Source organism: Chryseobacterium oryctis (genome assembly GCF_025971925.1).
Classification (GTDB): domain Bacteria; phylum Bacteroidota; class Bacteroidia; order Flavobacteriales; family Weeksellaceae; genus Chryseobacterium; species Chryseobacterium oryctis.
The window spans coordinates 161,115-182,463 of record NZ_JAPDHV010000004.1; the positions used below are offsets into that span (position 1 = coordinate 161,115).

Annotated in this window: 23 protein-coding genes; 21 read left to right on the forward strand and 2 right to left on the reverse strand. The window is 31.4% G+C overall.

Annotated elements, in window-relative coordinates; all coding sequences use genetic code 11:
- Both recF and OH806_RS10435 read right to left on the reverse strand, forming a co-directional pair.
- Entirely contained in the window at positions 1 to 1,080 is a 1,080-nt protein-coding gene (recF, locus tag OH806_RS10430) for a DNA replication/repair protein RecF (RefSeq protein WP_264743619.1), read from the reverse strand.
- Between the two features lie 3 nt (positions 1,081 to 1,083).
- Positions 1,084 to 1,839 (reverse strand): UbiA prenyltransferase family protein, encoded by a 756-nt coding sequence (locus OH806_RS10435; RefSeq protein WP_264743620.1) that lies wholly within the window; start codon positions 1,837 to 1,839, stop codon positions 1,084 to 1,086.
- A gap of 18 nt (positions 1,840 to 1,857) precedes the next feature.
- Here OH806_RS10435 and OH806_RS10440 point away from each other — a divergent pair, with 18 nt between their 5' ends.
- From OH806_RS10440 to OH806_RS10535, 21 genes are all read left to right on the forward strand, one after another.
- A complete protein-coding gene (locus OH806_RS10440; protein WP_264743621.1) occupies positions 1,858 to 7,746 on the forward strand; it encodes an alpha-2-macroglobulin family protein in 5,889 nt (1,962 codons plus the stop codon).
- A 41-nt stretch (positions 7,747 to 7,787) separates the two neighbouring features.
- Positions 7,788 to 8,276 (forward strand): ecotin, encoded by a 489-nt coding sequence (locus OH806_RS10445; RefSeq protein WP_264743622.1) that lies wholly within the window; start codon positions 7,788 to 7,790, stop codon positions 8,274 to 8,276.
- A gap of 97 nt (positions 8,277 to 8,373) precedes the next feature.
- Positions 8,374 to 9,045, forward strand: coding sequence for a CPBP family intramembrane glutamic endopeptidase (locus OH806_RS16610; RefSeq protein ID WP_406567624.1), 672 nt, complete (start codon positions 8,374 to 8,376; stop codon positions 9,043 to 9,045).
- 126 nt (positions 9,046 to 9,171) lie between these two features.
- A complete protein-coding gene (locus OH806_RS10450; RefSeq protein ID WP_264743623.1) occupies positions 9,172 to 9,627 on the forward strand; it encodes a DUF1569 domain-containing protein in 456 nt (151 codons plus the stop codon).
- Between the two features lie 6 nt (positions 9,628 to 9,633).
- Positions 9,634 to 10,161 carry a hypothetical protein gene (locus tag OH806_RS10455; RefSeq protein ID WP_264743624.1) on the forward strand — a complete coding sequence of 176 codons (528 nt, stop codon included), beginning with the start codon at positions 9,634 to 9,636 and terminating at the stop codon, positions 10,159 to 10,161.
- Positions 10,162 to 10,173: 12 nt separating this feature from the next.
- Positions 10,174 to 10,644 carry a hypothetical protein gene (locus OH806_RS10460; RefSeq protein WP_264743625.1) on the forward strand — a complete coding sequence of 157 codons (471 nt, stop codon included), beginning with the start codon at positions 10,174 to 10,176 and terminating at the stop codon, positions 10,642 to 10,644.
- A 2-nt stretch (positions 10,645 to 10,646) separates the two neighbouring features.
- A complete protein-coding gene (locus OH806_RS10465) occupies positions 10,647 to 11,048 on the forward strand; it encodes a hypothetical protein (RefSeq protein ID WP_264743626.1) in 402 nt (133 codons plus the stop codon).
- The gene (locus tag OH806_RS10470) at positions 11,049 to 11,420 is read left to right on the forward strand and encodes a VOC family protein (RefSeq protein WP_264743627.1); all 372 of its coding nucleotides are present in this window, start codon (positions 11,049 to 11,051) and stop codon (positions 11,418 to 11,420) included.
- Between the two features lie 46 nt (positions 11,421 to 11,466).
- Complete coding sequence (locus OH806_RS10475) at positions 11,467 to 11,916, forward strand: VOC family protein (protein ID WP_264743628.1); 450 nt, start codon at positions 11,467 to 11,469, stop codon at positions 11,914 to 11,916.
- 140 nt (positions 11,917 to 12,056) lie between these two features.
- A complete protein-coding gene (locus OH806_RS10480) occupies positions 12,057 to 12,449 on the forward strand; it encodes a DUF1398 domain-containing protein (RefSeq protein WP_264743629.1) in 393 nt (130 codons plus the stop codon).
- A gap of 88 nt (positions 12,450 to 12,537) precedes the next feature.
- The gene (locus OH806_RS10485) at positions 12,538 to 14,148 is read left to right on the forward strand and encodes a Na+/H+ antiporter (protein WP_264743630.1); all 1,611 of its coding nucleotides are present in this window, start codon (positions 12,538 to 12,540) and stop codon (positions 14,146 to 14,148) included.
- A 58-nt stretch (positions 14,149 to 14,206) separates the two neighbouring features.
- Positions 14,207 to 14,797 carry a Crp/Fnr family transcriptional regulator gene (locus tag OH806_RS10490; RefSeq protein WP_264743631.1) on the forward strand — a complete coding sequence of 197 codons (591 nt, stop codon included), beginning with the start codon at positions 14,207 to 14,209 and terminating at the stop codon, positions 14,795 to 14,797.
- A 77-nt stretch (positions 14,798 to 14,874) separates the two neighbouring features.
- Positions 14,875 to 15,279 (forward strand): VOC family protein, encoded by a 405-nt coding sequence (locus OH806_RS10495; RefSeq protein ID WP_264743632.1) that lies wholly within the window; start codon positions 14,875 to 14,877, stop codon positions 15,277 to 15,279.
- 59 nt (positions 15,280 to 15,338) lie between these two features.
- Positions 15,339 to 15,710 (forward strand): DoxX family membrane protein, encoded by a 372-nt coding sequence (locus OH806_RS10500; protein ID WP_264743633.1) that lies wholly within the window; start codon positions 15,339 to 15,341, stop codon positions 15,708 to 15,710.
- 11 nt (positions 15,711 to 15,721) lie between these two features.
- The gene (locus tag OH806_RS10505; protein ID WP_264743634.1) at positions 15,722 to 16,246 is read left to right on the forward strand and encodes a DinB family protein; all 525 of its coding nucleotides are present in this window, start codon (positions 15,722 to 15,724) and stop codon (positions 16,244 to 16,246) included.
- Between the two features lie 2 nt (positions 16,247 to 16,248).
- Positions 16,249 to 17,025, forward strand: coding sequence for an alpha/beta fold hydrolase (locus OH806_RS10510; protein WP_264743635.1), 777 nt, complete (start codon positions 16,249 to 16,251; stop codon positions 17,023 to 17,025).
- Positions 17,026 to 17,123: 98 nt separating this feature from the next.
- Positions 17,124 to 17,555, forward strand: a complete 432-nt coding sequence (locus OH806_RS10515) for a VOC family protein (RefSeq protein WP_264743636.1) — start codon at positions 17,124 to 17,126, stop codon at positions 17,553 to 17,555.
- Positions 17,556 to 17,633: 78 nt separating this feature from the next.
- Entirely contained in the window at positions 17,634 to 18,047 is a 414-nt protein-coding gene (locus tag OH806_RS10520) for an SRPBCC family protein (protein WP_264743637.1), read from the forward strand.
- 29 nt (positions 18,048 to 18,076) lie between these two features.
- Positions 18,077 to 18,316 (forward strand): DNA-directed RNA polymerase subunit alpha C-terminal domain-containing protein, encoded by a 240-nt coding sequence (locus OH806_RS10525; RefSeq protein WP_264743638.1) that lies wholly within the window; start codon positions 18,077 to 18,079, stop codon positions 18,314 to 18,316.
- Between the two features lie 11 nt (positions 18,317 to 18,327).
- On the forward strand, positions 18,328 to 19,194 hold the full coding sequence (locus OH806_RS10530; RefSeq protein WP_264743639.1) for a VOC family protein: 867 nt from the start codon (positions 18,328 to 18,330) through the stop codon (positions 19,192 to 19,194).
- Positions 19,195 to 19,337: 143 nt separating this feature from the next.
- Entirely contained in the window at positions 19,338 to 21,341 is a 2,004-nt protein-coding gene (locus tag OH806_RS10535) for a S9 family peptidase (RefSeq protein WP_264743640.1), read from the forward strand.
- Positions 21,342 to 21,349 lie beyond the last annotated feature (8 nt).

Consider the following 21,349-nt stretch of genomic DNA (forward strand, 5'->3'; position numbering starts at 1 on the left):
TTAAACCTCAAAAATTATACTTTCTTCATTTATTTTTTTTACCACATTTTCAGTACGTTCTCTGTGAGTATCGGTAATGAAAATTTGTCCGAAATTTTCCTGATTTACAAGTTCTATCAATTGAGAAACTCTGGTATCGTCCAGCTTATCAAAAATGTCATCTAATAAAAGAATGGGTATCTTGTTTGTCAGTTCTTTTACAAGACTCATTTGGGCTAGTTTTAGTGAAATCAAGAATGATTTTTGTTGCCCTTGTGAGCCAGTTTTTTTGATTAAAACAGAATTCATTTCAAAAAGTAAATCATCTTTGTGAATACCTTTTGAGGTGTAAGTTAACATTCTGTCTCTTTCAAGGCTTTCTTTTAAAAGATTTTCGAATGTTTCGTTCAGTAAATGAGATTTGTAGATAACCGAAACAGTTTCTTTTCCGCCTGAAATTATTTGATAAAAATTTTGAACAATAGGATTTAATCTTTCAACAAAACTTCTTCTTTTTTCAAAAATTTTAGTTCCAAATTTTATAATCGGATCATCATAAATTTCAAGAGAATCTTTATCCCAAACTCTGTTTTTAGCAAAGTATTTTAATAAAGCATTTCTTTGTTGTATGGTTTTTTGGTACTGAATCAAATCGAAAAGATATTCAGAATCAGTCTGAGAAATCATTGAATCCAGAAACTTTCGTCTGCTTTCCCCGGAGTCAGAAATTAGATTAGAATCATAAGGAGATATCATCACACTTGGCAGGTAACCAATATGATCTGCTAATCTGTCATAGCTTTTATCGTTCTTTTTGATGATTTTTTTTGCTTCTTTGGGCTGGGTGATTCTGATGATATCTTCGCTGCCATCGTTTTGTATTTCTGCTTCGATGGTGAAGAAATCCTCATCTTTTTTGATATTGTTGAGGTCGGTATTACCTAGGAAACTTTTACCAACAGAAAGATAATGGAGAGCATCTAAAATATTTGTTTTTCCCACTCCGTTATTTCCGATAAAACAGTTAATTTGAGGTGAGAACTCGAACTTTTTTTCAGAATGGTTCTTAAAATTATAAAGGGAAAGTTTCTTGATAATCATTTGTCAAAAATACTTCATTATTCCTAAAAATAAAAAAGGAAGTACCGAGCAAGTTTCTACTCCGAAAGAAAAGTAAACGTCATCTCTTTTATTCTCAGAGAAATATATAAGAATATAAGCAATAATACCGGAAAGAAAAAAAGCTATGGAAAAATCTAATTTCAAGTAAAAAATTGAAAGAATGTTGCTTATGAATACCAACAAGTAGGCAATGTATTTTGTATTTTGAACTCCAATCAACATTGGGAATGTTTTAACAGTATCACTCTTCATATCTCGAATATCAAAGGGTAAAACTAACGCTGTGATGAAAAAAAAGCTGATTAAGAATATGGGTAAATTAATTTCAGGCAAGGTGAGCCAAGCATTGACAAGAGCCCAGACTAAACCAACATAGAATACTTTTAGTAAAGGGATTTTTCTAATGTAAACATCGAGAAAGAAACTGTTGTAAAGTAATCCTAATACAACAATAATCAACCATTTTATTAATCTTATCTCATTGTGATTGTGATAAATAAGAAATGCACAAACTACACCTGCAATAATGTTTATTGTTAAAATTTTAAAGAAATATTTGGTGAATTGATATTTTGTATAAAGATATCCGCTGAAATATGTAATAAAAATTAATAAGACGGAAGGGAAACGGAATGTGTTTTGCTCTTCCATGAAAAATACTGCAAAAAGAGTTCCCATTAAAGAGACATAGATTTGACTGTCTATAACGAATTTTTTCAGTAATTTTAAGAAGTTCATTCATCAAAAATAACATTTATGAAAAGATTTTCCAAGATTTTTCTGCTTTTGCTTTTAATATTGAATTTTTCCGTTGTTTTTGCTCAGAAATATTATGATGAGCAATGGAAAAAAATAGAAGAAAATAGTAAAAAAGGAACATATAAATCTAGCCTTCCTATAGTTTTGGAGATACAAAAACAAGCCATGAAAGAAAATAATACCTTACAGCTTATTCGCTCACTGAAAGCCGAGTTTAGTATTGTGAATCAAACGGTTGATGATGATAAAAATGATGCTGCATCACAATTTTTTAGTAAAATTCAAAATGCTGAAAAACAATTGAAAGGTGATGAAAAGATTGTTTTTAAAGTTTTATCAAACAATTTTTTCATGGACTATTACAACCAGAATTCTTGGAAAATAAATGGCAGAACAAATTTGAATTCACAAGATATTTCACAAATTGAAACATGGAGTAAACTCGATTTTAAAAATTATTTAGCTGAAATTTTTAAGGAATTAGACTTGCAGAAAGCGGAGATGAGAAAAGTTTCTTTAGCAAAATATCAAGACCTTTTTTCTAATACAAAAGATATTGCCTTTTTTCCGACTTTGTCAGATTGGTATGGCTTAAAAAAGGTGGATTTTCTTTCAGATAATGGACTTTTTACTAAAAATGAACTTGCAGAGAATAGAAAACAGATAGATGGTATTTTTGATGAATTAATTGCTCAGAATAATGGAAATCCTAAGCTGTATTTCATGCATCAAAAGCTGGAGGAAAGCTGTACTTTCAACCAATGTAAAGATAAATTGGAGCAGCTTAGAAATCTTGTAAAATATAGCACCGAAGGTGATTACAAAGTTTTGTTGATGGAGCAGATGATGTCTGAGCTGGTTTCTAAGAAACAACAAAAAGCAGCTTTGGAAATTGCTAATGATGCCAAAAAACAATATCCCAAATCTCCTTTTTTAGAAAATATAAAGAATAAGGAAAATCAGATTACAAATCCAAGTCTGAATATCAGATATGAGGAACAAACTCAAAGCAATTTGCCGATTCATCTTTTTGTAGAGCATAAAAATGTCTCTGAATTTTCTCTTGCTATTTATGAAGTTAAAGAAGATTTTACTTCATTTTTACAGTATACGAGAAACTCATATTCAAATATGTTTTCTAAGGTTAAAAAGAATTTGATAAGAAAAGAAAACTATCAATTACCCAATTTAGGAGATTATAATTTGTATAGCACATCGCTGGAAATCAAACCACTCCCGTCGGGAATTTATGTTGCGGAATATAAAGTTAACGAGGCAGAACAAAGTGATGTTAATTCAAATCAGAATTTTTATTTCTTAGTTTCTAATAATAAAATTATTTATCAAAATAAAAACGATAGAAATCAGCTTTTAAACGAGTTGAAGTTGGTAAACAGTGAAAATGGCAAGGCTCAGATTAATGAATCTCTTACTTTTTATGAGTTTGTAGCCAACAATACATTGAATAAATCGGATGGAAAAACTAACGAAAAAGGTGTTTTTAAATTTCCAACTACTAAAAGTAAAGAATATTACAGAACATATCTGATTTCCCAGCCTAAAACCAACGATTTTCAGTTGATGCAGGTGTACGGAAATAATGATTATGTTGATAATTATAATCCGAATAAAGAAAACCGTACACAATCTCAGATTTTCACAGACAGAGCAATCTACAGACCCGGACAAACGGTTTATTTCAAAACAATTGTCACACAAATTAATAAGGAAGTTGAGTCTGTATCTTCAGGATTGAAGCAAAGAATCACACTTTTAGATGCTAATAATGAAGAAGTTTCTTCTCAAGACTTTACAACTAACGAATTTGGTTCTTATCATGGAAGTTTTATCCTTCCTAAAGGAAAGCTCAACGGAACTTTTTATTTAAGAGCAAACAATGATACATATAAAGAAATAAGAGTTGAAGAGTACAAAAGGCCTAAGTTTGAGGTAACTTTCGAGCCTGTAAAAGAGGAATATAAATATGGACAGACCATCGAACTGAAAGGTAAAGCAATGATGTTTTCAGGAGTTGCTTTAAGTAATACAACGGTAAATTATGAAATCAAAAAACGTAATATTCGTTGGAGATATTTCTGGTGGTATCCTCAAGGGAACGACAATGAAAATTCTATTCTTGGAGAAGCTAAAACCAATGAAAAAGGAGAATTTGTTATTAAGTTGGATTTGAAAAAAGACGAAAAATTAGAAGGAATTCAGATTGATAATTACGAAATTAATGCTTCTGTTACAGATATTAACGGAGAAACTCAATCTGCCGAAACTCAATTAAAAGTAGCTTCTGTTTCGCATTACATCAAAGCTGAGGAAGTGAAAAATGTTTTTGCTGACGAAAATGTAAAACTGAAAGTTGAAACCAAAAATTATAATGAGCAAAATCTTAAAAAATCTTATCAGGTTAAGCTCTCAAAACTAGAAGTACCGAATAGAATTTTTAGAGATAATTTTAAATCGGTTATTCAGAATTTACCAAAACTGAGCAAAGATGAATTTATTAGCAAATTTCCACATGATTTATTTGATAAAAATTACGAGCAGAAGAATTGGAAATCAAAAGTGATTAGTACTAAATCTGAACAATCTGAAACATTAGATTTAGGGAAATTAGAAGCGGGAGATTATCAGTTGGAATTATTTAACATCGAAGGAAAAGATACCATAAAAACATCTCAGAATTTCAGTGTTTGGGATAAAAATACTCTAAAACCAGTTCAGAAAACTTTCTTAACGGTTTTGGAGCCAAAAAATGAATTTTCAAGAGGTGAAAAGGCAAAAATCTATGCATACTCTTCAATTCCTGATGCTTTAGTGAATGTTTTTGTGCAGGATGGTTCAGGAAAAACCATTTCTGAGGTTCATCAATTTAAAAATGGAGTATTGGAATATTTGGTTGATGTTCCAAAAGATAAAAATATTTCTAGTTTGAATCTTCAGTTTCAGGTTGTTGCTTTTAATGATGTTCAGACACAGACTGTTAATTTAAAAATTAAAAATACAGAACAGCCTTTAAAAATTGAAACAATTACTTTCCGAGACAAACTAGAACCCAATTCTAAGGAAAAATGGAAGGTGAAAGTTTCAGGAAATGATAAAGAGAAAATCAATGCTGAAGTTTTAGCCAATATGTATGATATGTCTCTTGACCAATTCGCAGAAAATAGCTTTTATTGGCAAAAATTATATACACAATATTCAATAGTTTCTTCTTATGATATGAGAGAGAATTTACTTTCAAAATATTATCAAAAAAGGCAGAAATATTTTACTTCAAATTATGTGAATGTTCCACAATTCAATTGGTTTGATGGAGAATTGTACGGAAGAATGTTGAGAGGAAAAGTTGCGGGTGTACGACTAGAAAATGCTATGCCTGCTCCTGTTGCTGATAGTTCTAAAACTCAAGATATAGAAGAGGTAGTAATGGTTGGTTATGGTGTTAAAAAAGAATTAGCTATAACAGGTGCCAATGTTGTAGCAGCCGATGCAGCAGCAGGTGTTTCAGAGGAAAAAGATTCTTTGGATAAAGTTCCGGTTCGTCAAAACCTTAATGAAACAGCATTTTTCTATCCAGATTTGAAAACAGATGCTGAAGGAAATGTAAGTTTTGAATTCACTTCTCCAGAAGCACTTACAAAATGGAAATTAATGTTCTTGGCACATACCAAAGATGCAAGGTCTGCAACATTAGAAAAAGAAGTGGTGACACAAAAAGAATTTTCGGTTACTCCAAATTATCCAAGATTTTTAAGAGAAGGAGATGAACTGAATCTTCAATCTAAACTTTCAAATTTAACCAGCAAAAAACTAAACGGTTCAGCCCAATTACAGATTTTGGATGCTTTTACCAATGAAGATATTTCTGAGAAATTTGGGTTGAGCACATTGACTGCAGTTTCAGGATATAATAAAGAACAGGCTTTCTCTGTTGACGAAAACGGAAATTCAGCGTTGACATGGAAATTAAAAGTTCCGAATAACGTTTCTTCGATTATTTTAAAAATCGTAGCTAAAGCAGGACAATATTCAGACGGAGAGCAAAAAGCTGTTGCTGTACTGCCTAATAGAATGTTGGTGACAGATGCGGTACCTGTTTTTGTGAAAGAAGGAGAGACTAAAACTTTTGTTTTGGATAATTTGAAAAATACTAATTCTTCAACAATTTCAAATGTTTCTAATACATTAGAGCTGACAACGAATCCTATTTGGGAAATTATGTTTGCCTTGCCAAGTCTTAAAAACGACCAAAATAATTCTGCGGATGTGGTTTTCAATAAATGGTTTGCAGATGTATTGGCTTCAGAGATTTTCAGGGCTAACCCTAAAATGAAAACCGTATTTGAAGAGTATCAAAGTAAAGGTTTGTTAAACTCAAATCTTGAAAAAAATCAGGAGCTGAAACAATTATTATTGGAAGAAACTCCTTGGGTTTTGGATAGTAAAAATGAGCAGGAACAAATGCAGAAATTGGCATTATTGTTTGATATGAATACGATGAAAAATTCTATTAACCAGGATTGGGATGATTTCAAAAAACTTCAAAATCCTGATGGCGGTTTCTCTTGGTATTCTGGCTATCCAAGTTCTTACGGTGTTTCGTTGTATATTCTTAAGAATTTAGGAAAAATCAATGGTTGGTTGAAAGATAATGTGAAAGATTATCAGAAATCTTCTCAAGATGAAATGACGGCTAAATTGGTGAGTTATTTGGATAATGAAATTGACAAATATTGGGATGTAAGAAAAGAAAATGTCTGGAATAATTGGGTCTTGGATTATCTTGACACTAGAAATTATTGGGAAAAACAATATCCGTTGAAAGGCAAAGGGGCAACTTTGAAATCTTTGGTAAAACAAAAAGCAAAAACTGCAAAACTTACTGATTTTACTTTCTTCGGATTACATCGTGCGGCATTGTTATTCAATAATTACGGATTAAAAGATGTTTCTGATAAATTGATGAACTATTTAAAAGAAACTTCTACAAATACCCAAACACAAGGTGTTTATTGGAAGCAAAATCTTAATGATTGGGGATGGTTCAGTTCAAAAGTAGTGAATCATGCTGGAGCTTTAGAAGCATTCAATACACTGAAATCTAATGATCAGAAATTCATTGAAGAAATGAAAATTTGGCTGGTTACCCAAAAAGAGGTTAATTCTTGGGGAAGTTCAAGAGGAACTTCAGAAGTCATTTTTACAATTTTGAATTCAGGCAAATCTTGGACGAGTGCAGAAAGTGACAAAGCAACCATTGTTTGGGGAGGAAAAGAATTGCAACCTCAAACTCAGGCAACAGGATATGTGAAATCTGTTGTGAAAACCGATAATGTTGATAAAAGTTTAGCAACTGTTACGGTGACAAAACCTGGTCCTGGAATTGTTCAAGGAGGATTGTTCTGGCAGTATTATGAAGATTTGGATAAAATAAAATCTTCTGAACATTACATTTCTGTTACCAAAGAATTGTACAAAAAAGTAAAAACGGTTAACGGAGAAGAATTAAAGAAAATAACTTCAGAAACACCGCTGAAAGTTGGTGATAAAGTTACAGTAAGAATGATTTTGAATACGGACAGACCAATGGAATATATTCATATCAAAGATATGAGAGCAGCAGGTTTTGAACCTGTAGATGTACTTTCGGGCTATCAGTGGAAAAATAATTTAGGGTATTATCAATCAACAAAAGATGCGTCAACCAATTTCTATATCGAATATATGCCAAAAGGTAAGTATGTATTTGAATATGATTATGTTGCCAATGCATCAGGGAAATTCTCAAACGGAATTACGACAATGCAAAACTATTATGCACCGCAGATGAATGCTCACACAAAAGGGACAAATATTCAGATTTTGGAATGATTTTTGGCTTTTTAGTAATAGTAAAATTTAAAAAATATTATATGAAATTTTCAAAAATTGCCATTACAGGATTTGTTATGCTAATGGGAGTAAATGTTTTTGCTCAAAAAAAGGCTGAAAAATTTGAAAAATTAGAAATTGAAATGTTTCCTAAAGCTAAGGAAGGTTATAAACAGGTTTATATTCAGTTACCTATTGCAAAAAATGAAGAGAACCTTAAAGTGGAGTTTTATGTAGGAGCAGAGAAAGCAGTAGATTGTAATAATTATAATATGATAGGTGAAATCAAGACTCAAGATTTACAAGGATGGGGATACAATTATTATGAAGTTGATTCTAAAGGTGAAACTATGGGAACAATGAAAGGATGTTTAGATCAAAAAACAACGAATAAATTTATATCAATGCAGCCTCAGCTTGTACGATATAATAGTAGACTACCTTTGGTGTTCTATATTCCTAAAGATTTAGAAGTTCGTTACAAAATTTTCAGAGCTGATGCCAAAATGAAAAAAGCGGTTCAGAAATAAATAGAAAAACTCCCTGCATTTTGCAGGGAGTTTTTTTGTAATACAAATCACTAATACAGATTCTTTAATGTTTCAATAAAATAAACCGGAAAGCGATATGAATCAATTAAAAAAATATTTTCCAATATTAAGTTTTTTTATAGTATTTGCTCTGTTAAAATTCACGCCTCTCAATACTACAGAAGTAAAACCCTCAAATGTAATTATTATTGTTTTTATATATGTCATAGGTTTTTTGTCGACCCTATTTGTTACTAAAGATTGGATAAAAAACCAATGGAAAGAATTTAAAACGCATAAATGGACAAAATATTTATGGATATTACTTTTTTATATTCTTAGTTTTGTTATTATCTCATTGACAAGAAAATTAATACTAAATTATTTTGATGTCGATGTTCCTGAAGATGCATCTTCAAAGACACAAACGTTTACCTTTTATAGTTTTATAGCAATAATTCTCCCGATGTTAGCTCCTTTTTATGAAGAAATAGCCTTTAGATATTCATTATTTTATCAAAATATAAACAGAAAATTTTCTAATATAATATTTGCTGTAATTAGTTCAGTTTTATTTGGGTTGATACATTATTATAATTTTAATAGTGTGGTTTTAACTATACCTTATATGTTTATAGGATTGTTTTACTGTTTTGTATACTATAAAACTCGAAACATATATTATACAATATTCACGCATCTGTTGGTGAATTGGATCAATGTAATTTTAGGAATTATAGGTCTTGTTTTTTTGAATATGCAACATTAAACCAATCAGTGAAAGGTTTTTAATGTAATTATAGTTTTCAATGATACTATGTTTTAAATTGTTTTTTATCGGATGATAAATGAGAAGAAAAAACTGATATATTTGTTTTTATAAATTAAATAAGGTATGGAAAATGTATTTGATGCAAAAGTCGCTCAGAATTATATAGATAGAATAAATAAATTAGTAGAAGATACACACGGATTATGGGGTAGAATGACGGTTGATCAAATGTTGGCGCACTGTTCTGTAACATACGAAATGGTTTTTGAACCTGAAAAGCATAAAAAACCGGGATTCATCGCAAAATTTATTTTAAAGACTTTTGTAAAACCTAAAGTTGTAGGTGAAAAATCTTATCCGAAAGATTCTCCTACAGCACCTCAGTTTTTAATCAAAGGAAGAAAAAACTTTGAGGAAGAAAAGAAAAGATTAATTGGGTTTATTCAGAAAACTCAGCAATTGGGGGAATCTGCTTTTGATGGTAAAGAGTCTCATTCTTTTGGTAAATTAACTTCTCAGGAGTGGAACAATATGTTTGCAAAGCATCTGAATCATCATTTGTCTCAATTCGGAGTTTAATTTGTGATGAAAAATTATTTACTACTCCTATTATTGGTTTTCTCGTTTTCATTTGGACAAACGAAGGAATTTCCCTTGAAAAATGAAGATTTCAGTAATTATTTAATGAATTACGAAACTCCTTTTTATGGAACGATTTCTACAAAAGAAACAGTTATTAAATTAAAAATAGAAAAAGCTGTTAAAAACCCTAAAAAAGCAGAGCAATATCTTGTTTCGGGATATTCAGATGTTGACGGAAATAAAGCTAAATTTTCAGGGCAGATAGTTTTTACTCAAAAATATAACGTTAACGGAGAACCAAATGATATGCTTGTTTTCGGAGATTTTGTCTTGAATGAGGATGGATTTGGGGAACATGTAGGAACTTTTAAAGGAAAACTTAGAATTCAGACTCCGAAGAGAATCACAAAAGAAAGCAGAGCTACAGTCACTTTTAAAGGAAACTGGAAAAACAATTCCGGAAACTTAGATTTTGATGTTTGGTGGGCAAATTTTGTTCCCAATGATATCTCTAAAGTAATATTCAAATAAAAATCAAAATACATGAAAAAACTTTTATTATTCCTCATTTTGGCTTCCAATTTTGTGTTGGCTCAGATGCCTAATATTTCTAACGTTTGGCTGAACAATAGTAAACCGTATATCGGTACAATTGGAAATGATAAGCAAGAACTTAAACTTAAAATAAATATCTCTGAACAGAACAAAAAAAATGACCAAGAGTATTTCATTTCAGGATATTCTCTTGTAGACAAAACGTATTCAAAGCTTGAAGGTAAATTTACGATTACCAAATACAAAGATTTTAGCAAGAAAGGAACTGTATTTGGTGAGTATGAGTTTGCTGAAGAAAACAAAGGAAAACATTCCGGTATTTTCAAAGGGAAATTTATTTATACTTTCAAATGGAACAAAAAAACTGAAAAAATTGAAGGACAATACATTGAGTTCATCGGAGATTGGAAAAGCTATGATGGAACTTTGGATTTCAAAACCCGCTTAAAAAATCAATAATTATGCTTAGAAATATTCTTGCAGTTCTTGGGGGCATTTTTTCTGGTTCTATCTGTGTTTGGCTTATGGAAAGTTTGGGGCATTACCTATATCCACTGCCAAAAGGTATGAAGCCAAATGATATTGAGGCTTTTAAAGATTACATAGCTAATGCACCTTTTATGGCATTGTTTTTTGTGATACTTTCTTATGGTGTCGCTGCTTTTGTCGCCGGTTTTGTCGCCTCAAAGATTACTAAAAATGGTAAGCATACTGCTGCCATAGTTTGTGGTATTATCTTTTTATTTTTTACTGTTTACAATATGGTTGTTTTACCGACGCCGGTTTGGTTCTGGGTTTTGGGAATTGTAGTCTGGGGACTTGTTTTGATAGGAAGCAAATTAGCAATAAATAAAAAAAACTAAATGAAATTAGGCGCATTTTCAATCAGCTTAAGTGTGAAAGATTTGGGAAAATCTAAAGATTTTTACGAAAAATTGGGCTTTAGTCAAATGGCTGGAAGTATGGAACATAATTATTTGATAATGAAAAATGAAGAACATTTAATTGGTCTTTTTCAGGCGATGTTTGATGGTAATATGCTTACTTTTAATCCAGGTTGGAATCAAAATGCCCAAACTTTGGATGTATTTGATGATGTTCGTGATATTCAGAAACATTTAAAAGAAAAAGGAGTAGTACTTGATAAAGAAGCTGACGAAACAACTTCAGGTCCTGAACATATTTTCCTGAAAGATCCTGACGGAAATATGATTTTAATTGATCAACATAGATAACTCTAAAAAAGGAGTATTTAAATAAAACTAAACTAAAAAAAATATTATGGCAAGTGTAAATGTTTATTTAACATTCAACGGAAATTGTAAAGAAGCTTTTGACTTCTATAAATCTGTTTTTGGAGGAGAATATCCTTATATCGGTACTTTCGGAGAAATGCCTCCTGCGGAAGGAAATGAAATCCCTGAGGAAGATAAAAACAAAATTATGCACGTTTCTCTTCCTATTTCTAAAGAAACTGTACTGATGGGTAGTGATACAGCTTGTGAGTATGCTTCTCATTTTCAGGCGGGAAATAACTTCTCAATTTCTATCAATGCAGAATCTAAAGAAGAAGCTGATAAATTATTCGGTGGGCTTTCTGCAGATGGTCAGGTAACAATGCCAATGGCAGATACTTTCTGGGGTGCATATTTTGGAATGTTTACAGACAAATTTGGAATCAACTGGATGGTGAATTATGATGATCCTGCAAAAATGCAACAACATCCCTAATATTTATATTTTAAATAGAATATATAGGTAAAACAAACTGGCGGAATTTTTCGTCAGTTTTTATTTTATGATACATTTGCTTATCAAGTTTTTTTTAAATTTGATTAATTAAGTTTTAAAAATAAATAAAAATAGAAATGATGAATTTTACAATTGATGAAATAATTGAAGAGCATAAGAAAGTAAAAAGCGGAGCCGACTTCCCAAGTTATATTAAAGCTATAAAAGATAAAGGAGTTTCTCATTATATAACTTATGTTAAGTGTGGAGATACACAGTATTTTGACGATGAAAACTTGTCGGTTTCAACAGGACCAAAATATAATGATTTGATAATTTCTGAAGAGTTGAATTTGGAACAATTTAAAATAAGATTAAAACTTCATCAACAAGGAGGTACAGATTATCCGACTTTTTGTAATGATTGTGCTGAAAACGGAGTTGAAGGTTGGAAAATAGACTTAAAGGAAATGACTTGTACCTATTTTGATAAAACTAAGAATAACGTTTTGATTGAACAAATTCCAGGTTAATATTTTCAAATAGAACGATATTTTTATACTAGATTGTTCTTATAATATTCTATTCACAAAAATTAATATTTAATAAATTTTTAAAAATATGATTCACAATTACGTCATAATATCAATTGTGGTATTGTTGTCTGTGATGATATTGGTAATGATTGGGCAAAAGCTAAAAGTTGCTTACCCAATTTTCCTTGTAATTGCAGGTTTGTTAATAAGCTTGATTCCGGGAATGCCCCGTATTGAAATAGAACCCGATTTGGTTTTCTTAATTTTTTTACCACCAATTCTCTTTGAAGCAGCTTGGTTTACCTCGTGGCAGGATTTTCATAAATGGAGAAAACAGATTTTTTCAATGGCTTTTGGTTTGGTTTTCTTAACCTCAATTGTGGTTGCTTATCTTTCTTCATCTATAATTCCTGGATTAACGGTTGCAATGGGATTCTTATTGGGGGGCGTAAATTCTCCGCCAGATGCAGTTGCGGCAACTTCGGTTTTGAAACATATGAAAATACCGAAGAAAATAACAAGTATTCTGGAAGGTGAAAGTTTGATTAATGATGCATCGAGTTTAATTGTATTTAAATTTGCTTTGGCGGCTGTAATTTCGGGGCAGTTCATTTGGGGAGAGGCTATAAAAGACTTTTTTTCAATGGCGATAGGAGGTGTTGCAATTGGGATAGGAACAGGTTTTATTTTTGGTAAATTGCTGAAAATTATTCCCTCAAATTCTAATATTGATACCATCATCACACTTATTGTACCATATGTAATGTATGTTGCTGCAGAACATTTTGAGTTTTCTGGAGTATTGGCTGTTGTGGCAGGAGGTTTATTGATGTCTTATAATTCACATTGTTACTTAAGTCATACATCAAGGATTCAGTCAGGAAATGTTTGGAGTGTTTTGATATTTTTGATGAATACCATTATTTTTATTCTTATTGGTTTAGAACTACCTGTTGTGGTAGAAGGAATGAAAGATTACACTATTTCAGAAGGAATTTTCTATAGTGTGGTAATCGGTGGAGCAATTATTTTTACAAGAATTCTTTACAGTTATGCATTGATGTATTTCCCAAGACTTTGTTCTAAAGAATTAAGGGTAAAAGTTCCAAAACCGGATTGGAGAGAACCTTTTATTATTAGTTTTGCTGCAATGAGAGGAGTGGTTTCTTTGGCTGCTGCATTGTCAATACCTGCCTTTTTACCCAATGGTGAAGCTTTTCCTCATCGAAATATTATTTTATTTGTAACTTTTGTTATTATATTAATCACTTTGGTTGGTCAGGGATTGCTTTTAACACCAATTTTAAAACTTTTAAAAATAAATGATGCAGGAAGTGAGCTGCCTGAAGAAAAACAGGAAGTAATTTTGATGAAAAGACTTAAAGAAACGGCTTTACATAAATTGGAAAATGATTTCTCAGAATTGGCTGAAACAAACACTTTGGTTCGTCACCAAAAGCATAAACTTGAGAATGAAATGATGCTCATGGCAGATAAAGCACAATGTATGGCATCAACGGGAGATTATGTAACGGCAATTAATGAAAATAAAGATGTTTTAAGACAAATTATTCAGGCACAGAGAAATGAACTTCATCGAATGAAAAGAGAGAAAATCTTTGATGATCATGTCCTGAGAACAGTCGAAATGCAGCTTGATTTCGATGAAGCAAAAATCACAGGATTTTCACATTAAAATATATTTTATTATTTCCCATAAAAAGTCTATTTTTAAAAATTAAAACATAGACTTGGTGACAAATAAGGCTTTGGAAATCTGTTACGATTTTCCGTTTTTCTTTAATGAAGAGCTTCAAGAAATTTTTCAGGCTCACGAAAAAGTTGTTTTTCAGAAAGGAGATATTATTCTTGAAGAAGGAAAAACTGCTAATGAATATTATATTTTAGAAAAAGGGCTGGTTCGTTCGTTTGTTAATGATTTTAATGGAAATGAAGTTACAACGCATTTTTTTGCTGAAAATGAAATTATTATTGAAGTTTCGTCTCTTTTCCAAAGAATTCCTACACAGGAAAATATTGTCTGTATCACAGATTGTGAATGTTGGAAGCTGAGTTTTGAAACTTTTCAGGAATTATTCCATAAAATTCCGAATCTGAGAGAATGGGGAAGAGCATGGATGTCTCAGCAGCTTTTCAATTATAAACAGCGTTCTGTAGAAATGTTCACCTTATCTGCAACCAAGCGTTATCTTAATCTTTTGGAACAAAAACCTCATGTAATACAGTTTGCACCCTTGAAGCAAATTGCATCTTATTTGGGAGTTACAGATACTTCTTTAAGCCGTATTCGCAAAGAATTAGTTTCTCACTCAAAGAAAAATTAAATCTTGTCTTATGGCAAGTTGATTTTCATTACAGCTTGGTAAATTTGGTTTAAAGATAAACACCAAAAATTAATACAATGAAAATCAATCAAATTTATGTTAATCTTCCAGTAAAAAATATCCAAAAAACTAAAGAATTTTGGATGAAGTTAGGATTTTCAATCAATAAGGATATTGATAATGAAAAATCCGTTTGTGTGGTGATGAGTGACAATATTTCTGTTATGTTTTTAACGGAAGAATCTTTTCAGACTTTTTCTGAAAGACCATTACCCAAAGGTGATACAACTCAGGTTTTGGTTGCAATTGGGCTAAACAGTCGTGAAGAAGTTGATCAGGTAGTAAATGCAGCCGTAGCCAATGGTGCAACCCAACATGAAGAACCGCAAGATCATGGTTGGATGTATCAAAATTCTTTTTGGGATATCAATGGGCATGGCTGGAATGTGATATTTGCAGACCTTTCTCAATTGCCTACATAATAATCTTGATTTTAGATTAAACTAATTTTTCTCTAATTATTTAAAAACAAATTATACTGATGAAAATTTTTAAAACAATTGTATTTGTCATCTTTGCGTTGATGTTTATTAATGCAGGATTGGATAAATTTTTACATTACATGCCTGTTCCGCCATTACCTCCGGAATTACAGAAGGTAAATGAATCAATAATGTCTTTAAAATGGTTACTTCCCTTGGTTGGCTTTGTTGAACTTTTTGGTGGGTTGCTTACATTGCTTCCGAAAACCAGAATTTTGGGAGGTTTGATGATTTTTCCGGTGATGATTGGTATTTTATGTCATAATATAACTTTTATGCCAGAAGGATTGGCTATTGCGGGAGTTTTTTTTCTGGTCAATATCTGGATTCTTGTTGATAACCGTCATAAAATTTCACTGTTATTTCAATAAAATTGAATAAAATGGACACAGCAAAATCAAAAAAATTAGACATTATAATTCCTGCGTTTCGAGGTCATAGCCAAACTTTTTTATTGCTTCTTGACGGAATTTCTGAAGAAGATGCCTTAAAAAGAATTGAAGGAAGAACCAATCATATCATTTGGATGGTTGGGAATTTTCTGGATATGCGTTTTGGATTAGGTTATGTTCTTGGGCTTACTGAAGAGTTTAAGTATAAAGATTTTTTCTTTCAGGGAAAAGCTCTTGATGAAAGCTTAATATATCCGACTTTACAAGAATTAAAAGAAGAATTTCATAAAATTTCACCTCTTGTTTACCATAGATTATTGGAAGTAACGGATGAAGAATTAGACAAAGCATTTCCTATGGGAATGAATATCGACTTTTTCCCTGAAACTGTACTCAATTTTGTAGGAATGTGTATTGGAAGGGAAGATTATTTGTGCGGACAAATCGGCTTGATGAGGAGAATTCTTGGTTATGAAGGAATGAAATATGATTTTGATAAAAATTTAAAATATTAATAATGAATTTGGTTGAAAAAGGTCATAAACAAGTCAACGGAATCAAGATGTATTATGAAATCTATGGTTCTGGTAAACCTTTGGTGTTGATTCATGGAGGTGGAGGTTCAATTTTATTTGATTATAAAGAAGTTATTTTAAGATTGGAAAATAAATTTCAGCTTATCGGGATTGATCTTCAAAACCACGGAATGACCGAACATAGAGATATTCCCGAGACTTTTGAGCAGGATGCACACGATATTGCGGCTGTTTTGAAAGAACTTAATATTGAAAAAGCTTCGTTTTGGGGATTTAGTAATGGGGGAAGTACTGTAATGCAGGTTGCCCATCTTTATCCCGAAATGGTTGATAAATTGGTTGTTGCATCTGCATTTTATAAAAAAAACGGAATGATAGATGGTTTTTTTGAAGGAATGCAAAATATTACTTTAGAGTCGATGCCCGAACCGCTTAAGATTAATTTTTTAAATCTAAATCCTGATTTTTCTGCACTTGAAAATATGTTTGAAAAAGACAGTAAAAGAATGCAGACTTTTGAGGATTGGAGTGATGATATTTTAAAAAATATAAAATCTCCTACGCTATTTATTTCAGGAGACAAAGATATAATAAAACCTGAACACGTTGTGGAAATGTGGCGTTTGGTAGAAGGTTCACAATTAATGATTCTTCTTGCTACTCATGGTTCTTATATGATGGCTGATTTTGAAGGAAATATTGATGGAAACCTAATTGATTTTACGGTAAATGAAGTTGATAAATTTTTAAATAATTAAAGTTTTTATAAAGCTAAAATATAGGCTTTATTATTAGTTATTTTATACAGAATAACAAACAGTAAACAAGAAATATTAACAATTGAAAAATAAAAATCATGGCTAAATTAAATCCTTACTTAAATTTTGATGGAAAAGCGGAAGAAGCTTTTAATTTTTACAAATCTGTTTTTGGAGGAGAATTTCTAGGAGAAGTTTATAAAATGGGAAATGCTCCCGGAACTGAGCATTTATCTGATGAAGAAAAAAACAGAGTAATGCATATTGCTCTTCCTATCGGAGGAGATTTGTTGATGGCATCTGATATTGTGCCGAGTTTTGGGCAAAGCCTGAATGTTGGAAATAACAATTATGTTTCAATTTTCCCTGAATCAAGAGAGGAAGCAGACAGACTTTTCAAAGGACTTTCTGAAGGCGGAAATATAGAAATGCCTATTGAAGACCAATTTTGGGGAGATTATTTTGGAAGTTTTCAAGATAAATACGGCGTTCATTGGATGGTAAATTACAACGAGGAGTACGTGAAATAAAATCTTATATTTATACTAAATTAATAGAAAGGGTGACTGTTTTGGGTTGCCCTTTAGTTTCACCAAAGACTATTTATTATGGAACCAATTAAAATTGATATTACAATATTAGCACCGGTACAGAAAGTTTGGGATTATTTTAATGAGCCTAAACATATCGTTAAATGGGCTTTTGCTCATGAATCATGGCATTGTCCTAGTGCTGAAAATGATTTAAAAGTAGGAGGGAAATTCAAAAACAGAATGGAGGCGAAAGATAAAAGTTTTGGATTTGATTTTGAAGGAATTTACGATGAGGTTGTTCCTAATGAGCTTATTAAATATCATTTGGGTGATGAGAGAAAAGTAGAAGTCATTTTTGATAAAATTGATGAAAATACTACAAAAGTTACTCAGATTTTTGATCCAGAAAAACAAAATTCCGTTGAAATGCAAAGGGATGGTTGGTATGCCATTTTGGATAATTTTCATAAATACGTGGAAAAGCATTAATACTTTTTATCATGATTAACTTAGTAATAATGGCAAAATGTTTAAAATCCATTTGCGCGGTGAGTCATGTACATCAAGGTGATTTTTTGAGGGGAATTATTGCAATGCCTGCAAGAAGAGCTTTGGAAAAAGAAAAAATTAATTCTTTGGAAAAACTATCGGATTATTCCGAAAAAGAAATCATGCAAATGCATGGTTTTGGAAAAACTACAATGGAAAAACTAAAGACTTATATGAAAGAAAATAATACCTTTTTTAAGGGAAATTAAATTAAAACTATATGAATAATAATATTTTTCCATGCCTTTGGTATGATGGAGATGCAAAAGAGTCTGCAGAGTTTTATTGCAATGTGTTTAGCGGAAAAATTACGGCTGATACTCCTGTTGTGATGAATATTGAGGTTTTTGGGCAAAAGATAATGCTTTTGAATGGAGGTCCCCAATTCAAAAAAAATGCTTCTGTTTCATTCATGGTAATTTGTGAGACAGAAGATGAAGTTCAAAAATATTGGGACAAACTATTAGTTGACGGAATGGCTTTGATGCCCCTTGATTCCTATTCTTGGAGTAAAAAATATGGTTGGGTTCAGGATAAATATGGTGTTACTTGGCAAATATTTTTAGGAGAAAAAGCAAGCGAACAAAAAATTGTTCCGACCTTGATGTTTATTCATGGAAACAATGGAAAAGCAAAAGAAGCAATGGAATTGTACACCCATATTTTCCCGAATTCTAAAATAGGAAAGATTTTGAAGTACGGAGACGGAAGTGAAGGACATCCGATTGCAGAACCTGAAGAAAATATACAACATGCTCATTTTGAAATTGACGGTTATAGTTTTTTCTGTATGGATAATTCTTATGATCATCAGTTTGATTTCAATGAAGGAATTTCAATGGTTGTAATGACAGATGATCAAGAACAAACAGATAAATACTGGAATAGTTTAACCTCTGATGGTGGAAGAGAGAGTATGTGTGGCTGGTTGAAGGACAAATTTGGTTTTAGCTGGCAAATCGTACCTAAAAGATTAATTGAGCTGATGGGAGATTCTGACCAAATGAAGGCTCAAAAAGTTGTACAGGCAATAATGAAAATGCAGAAAATAATTATTCAGGATTTAGAAGATGCATATAATTCTTGATTTATAATTTTCTAAATTATAACTGTTAAAAAAATAAAGCCTATTTGAATTAAAATATTATAAAGAGAAGTAAATGCTTCTCTTTTTTTATATAAATTTGTTTTAAAAGTTAAAAATCACTTAAACTCCAATCATAAAAGCTTATGAATCTAAATGCTAAAATTTTAACAACCACTCATATTGTAATATCTGCAATTATGATAAATGCACAGAATACTGCGACGAAACTTCCCGGAGATGCAACATTAGTATCATCTAAGGCCACTTTAGACCGACTTATATCTTATGATAAAGGCAATTTTAAATATAAAGTGGAAGATTATTTTGCAAGACCAAAAGCTTCTCAGTTTAAAATTTCTCCTGACGGTCAATATCTTTCATATAAAGAAAAAGATAAAGACAGTAAAAATCATGTCTATGTAAAAGATTTAAAGACAGGGAAAATCACAAAAGCTCTTGTAGAAAAAGATGATTTAATAAGAAGTTATGGCTGGTTAGACAAAAAACGACTTTTTTATACACAAGATAAGGGAGGTAACGAAAATATTCATCTTTATGCAGCCGATATAGATGGGAAAAATCTAAAAGATTTGACACCTTTTGACGGAATTACTCTGGGTATGGTAAAGTTGATAAAGGATACCGAATTTGTGATTGTTACAATGAACAAAAACAATAAACAGATTTTTGAGCCGTATAAAATCAATTTTAATACAGGAGAAATGACTCAATTGTATGAAAATAAAGATGTCAACAGCCCGATAGATGACTATCTTTTTGATAAAGATGGGAATTTGAGAGGATATACTGTTCTTGAAAATGGTTTAACAACGAAAACATATTATAAAAACCTGCAAACAGGTGAATTCAATCTTTTAATGTCTACCGACTGGAAAGATACATTCAGTATTATTAGATTTAATGATAATTCTAAAAATAAGGATGAGGCTTATGTTGTAACCAATTTAGATAGCGACAAATCAAGAATTGTGCTGTATGATTTGAACAAAAGTGAAATTATTAAAGAGGTATATTCTAACCCAACATTTGATGTAAGTTCAATAAGTGTTGCTGGAAAAAACAGAAATTATGAGCTTGATTATATAAGTTATAACGGAATTAAAAATGAAATCATTCCTGTAAGCAAATTTTATAAAGAGGTTAATGACAAGCTTTCTTCTGAATTTGGAGATAAGCAATTCTATGTAGTTTCTGCAGATGATAATGATAATAAGCTTTTGGTAGTAGTTGATAGTGATAAATTATACGGAAAATACTATGAATATGATACTAAAACTAAAAGTATAAAACTTCTTTTTGATCTGATGCCTCAGCTGAAGGAAGAAGATATGGCTGAAATGAGACCTATTGAGTTTAAAAGCAGAGATGGATTAACGATTCATGGGTATATTACTTTGCCAAAACAAGTAGAAGAAGGTAAAAAAGTTCCGTTAATTGTAAATCCACACGGTGGACCGCAAGGAATCAGAGATGATTGGGGATTCAATCCTGAGACTCAACTATTTGCAAGTAGAGGATATGCAACTTTGCAGGTGAATTTCAGAATTTCAGGAGGTTACGGAAAAGAATTTCAAAAGTCGGGTTACAAACAAATCGGCAGAAAAGCGATGGATGATGTAGAAGACGGAGTGAAATATGTGATTGAGCAAGGCTGGGTTGATAAAGATAAAATTGCAATTTATGGAGGTAGCCACGGAGGATATGCAACTTTAATGGGATTGATTAAAACTCCGGATTTGTATTCTTGCGGAGTTGATTATGTGGGAGTTTCAAATATTTTTACATTCTTCGATTCTTTCCCAGAATATTGGAAACCTTACAAAGAAATGGTAAAAGAAATCTGGTATGATTTGGATAATCCTGAGGAGGCTAAAATAGCAAAAGAAGTTTCTCCTGTTTATCAGATTGATAAGATTAAAAAACCTTTATTTGTCGTTCAGGGAGCAAATGATCCGAGGGTAAATATCAACGAATCAGACCAAATTGTAAAAGCTTTAAGAGGAAAAGGTTTTGAAGTGCCTTATATGGTAAAATATGACGAAGGGCATGGATTTGGAAAAGAACCAAACAGAATAGAATTATATAAATATATGTTAGGATTCTTTGCACAGAATTTTAATAAATAAAATCTAGA

Excerpts from the sequence above, each read along its gene's own strand:
- OH806_RS10500 (WP_264743633.1), top strand. The coding sequence starts at position 15,339 with ATGAAAATTTTTAAAACAATTGTATTTGTCATCTTTGCGTTGATGTTT.
- OH806_RS10455 (WP_264743624.1), top strand. The coding sequence starts at position 9,634 with ATGAAAAATTATTTACTACTCCTATTATTGGTTTTCTCGTTTTCATTT.
- OH806_RS10460 (WP_264743625.1), top strand. The coding sequence starts at position 10,174 with ATGAAAAAACTTTTATTATTCCTCATTTTGGCTTCCAATTTTGTGTTG.
- OH806_RS10450 (WP_264743623.1), top strand. The coding sequence starts at position 9,172 with ATGGAAAATGTATTTGATGCAAAAGTCGCTCAGAATTATATAGATAGA.
- recF (WP_264743619.1), bottom strand. The coding sequence starts at position 1,080 with ATGATTATCAAGAAACTTTCCCTTTATAATTTTAAGAACCATTCTGAA.
- OH806_RS10435 (WP_264743620.1), bottom strand. The coding sequence starts at position 1,839 with ATGAACTTCTTAAAATTACTGAAAAAATTCGTTATAGACAGTCAAATC.
- OH806_RS10440 (WP_264743621.1), top strand. The coding sequence starts at position 1,858 with ATGAAAAGATTTTCCAAGATTTTTCTGCTTTTGCTTTTAATATTGAAT.
- OH806_RS10495 (WP_264743632.1), top strand. The coding sequence starts at position 14,875 with ATGAAAATCAATCAAATTTATGTTAATCTTCCAGTAAAAAATATCCAA.
- OH806_RS10530 (WP_264743639.1), top strand. The coding sequence starts at position 18,328 with ATGAATAATAATATTTTTCCATGCCTTTGGTATGATGGAGATGCAAAA.
- OH806_RS10525 (WP_264743638.1), top strand. The coding sequence starts at position 18,077 with ATGGCAAAATGTTTAAAATCCATTTGCGCGGTGAGTCATGTACATCAA.
- OH806_RS10480 (WP_264743629.1), top strand. The coding sequence starts at position 12,057 with ATGAATTTTACAATTGATGAAATAATTGAAGAGCATAAGAAAGTAAAA.
- OH806_RS10505 (WP_264743634.1), top strand. The coding sequence starts at position 15,722 with ATGGACACAGCAAAATCAAAAAAATTAGACATTATAATTCCTGCGTTT.
- OH806_RS10470 (WP_264743627.1), top strand. The coding sequence starts at position 11,049 with ATGAAATTAGGCGCATTTTCAATCAGCTTAAGTGTGAAAGATTTGGGA.
- OH806_RS16610 (WP_406567624.1), top strand. The coding sequence starts at position 8,374 with ATGAATCAATTAAAAAAATATTTTCCAATATTAAGTTTTTTTATAGTA.
- OH806_RS10475 (WP_264743628.1), top strand. The coding sequence starts at position 11,467 with ATGGCAAGTGTAAATGTTTATTTAACATTCAACGGAAATTGTAAAGAA.
- OH806_RS10510 (WP_264743635.1), top strand. The coding sequence starts at position 16,249 with ATGAATTTGGTTGAAAAAGGTCATAAACAAGTCAACGGAATCAAGATG.
- OH806_RS10535 (WP_264743640.1), top strand. The coding sequence starts at position 19,338 with ATGAATCTAAATGCTAAAATTTTAACAACCACTCATATTGTAATATCT.
- OH806_RS10515 (WP_264743636.1), top strand. The coding sequence starts at position 17,124 with ATGGCTAAATTAAATCCTTACTTAAATTTTGATGGAAAAGCGGAAGAA.
- OH806_RS10485 (WP_264743630.1), top strand. The coding sequence starts at position 12,538 with ATGATTCACAATTACGTCATAATATCAATTGTGGTATTGTTGTCTGTG.
- OH806_RS10445 (WP_264743622.1), top strand. The coding sequence starts at position 7,788 with ATGAAATTTTCAAAAATTGCCATTACAGGATTTGTTATGCTAATGGGA.
- OH806_RS10520 (WP_264743637.1), top strand. The coding sequence starts at position 17,634 with ATGGAACCAATTAAAATTGATATTACAATATTAGCACCGGTACAGAAA.
- OH806_RS10465 (WP_264743626.1), top strand. The coding sequence starts at position 10,647 with ATGCTTAGAAATATTCTTGCAGTTCTTGGGGGCATTTTTTCTGGTTCT.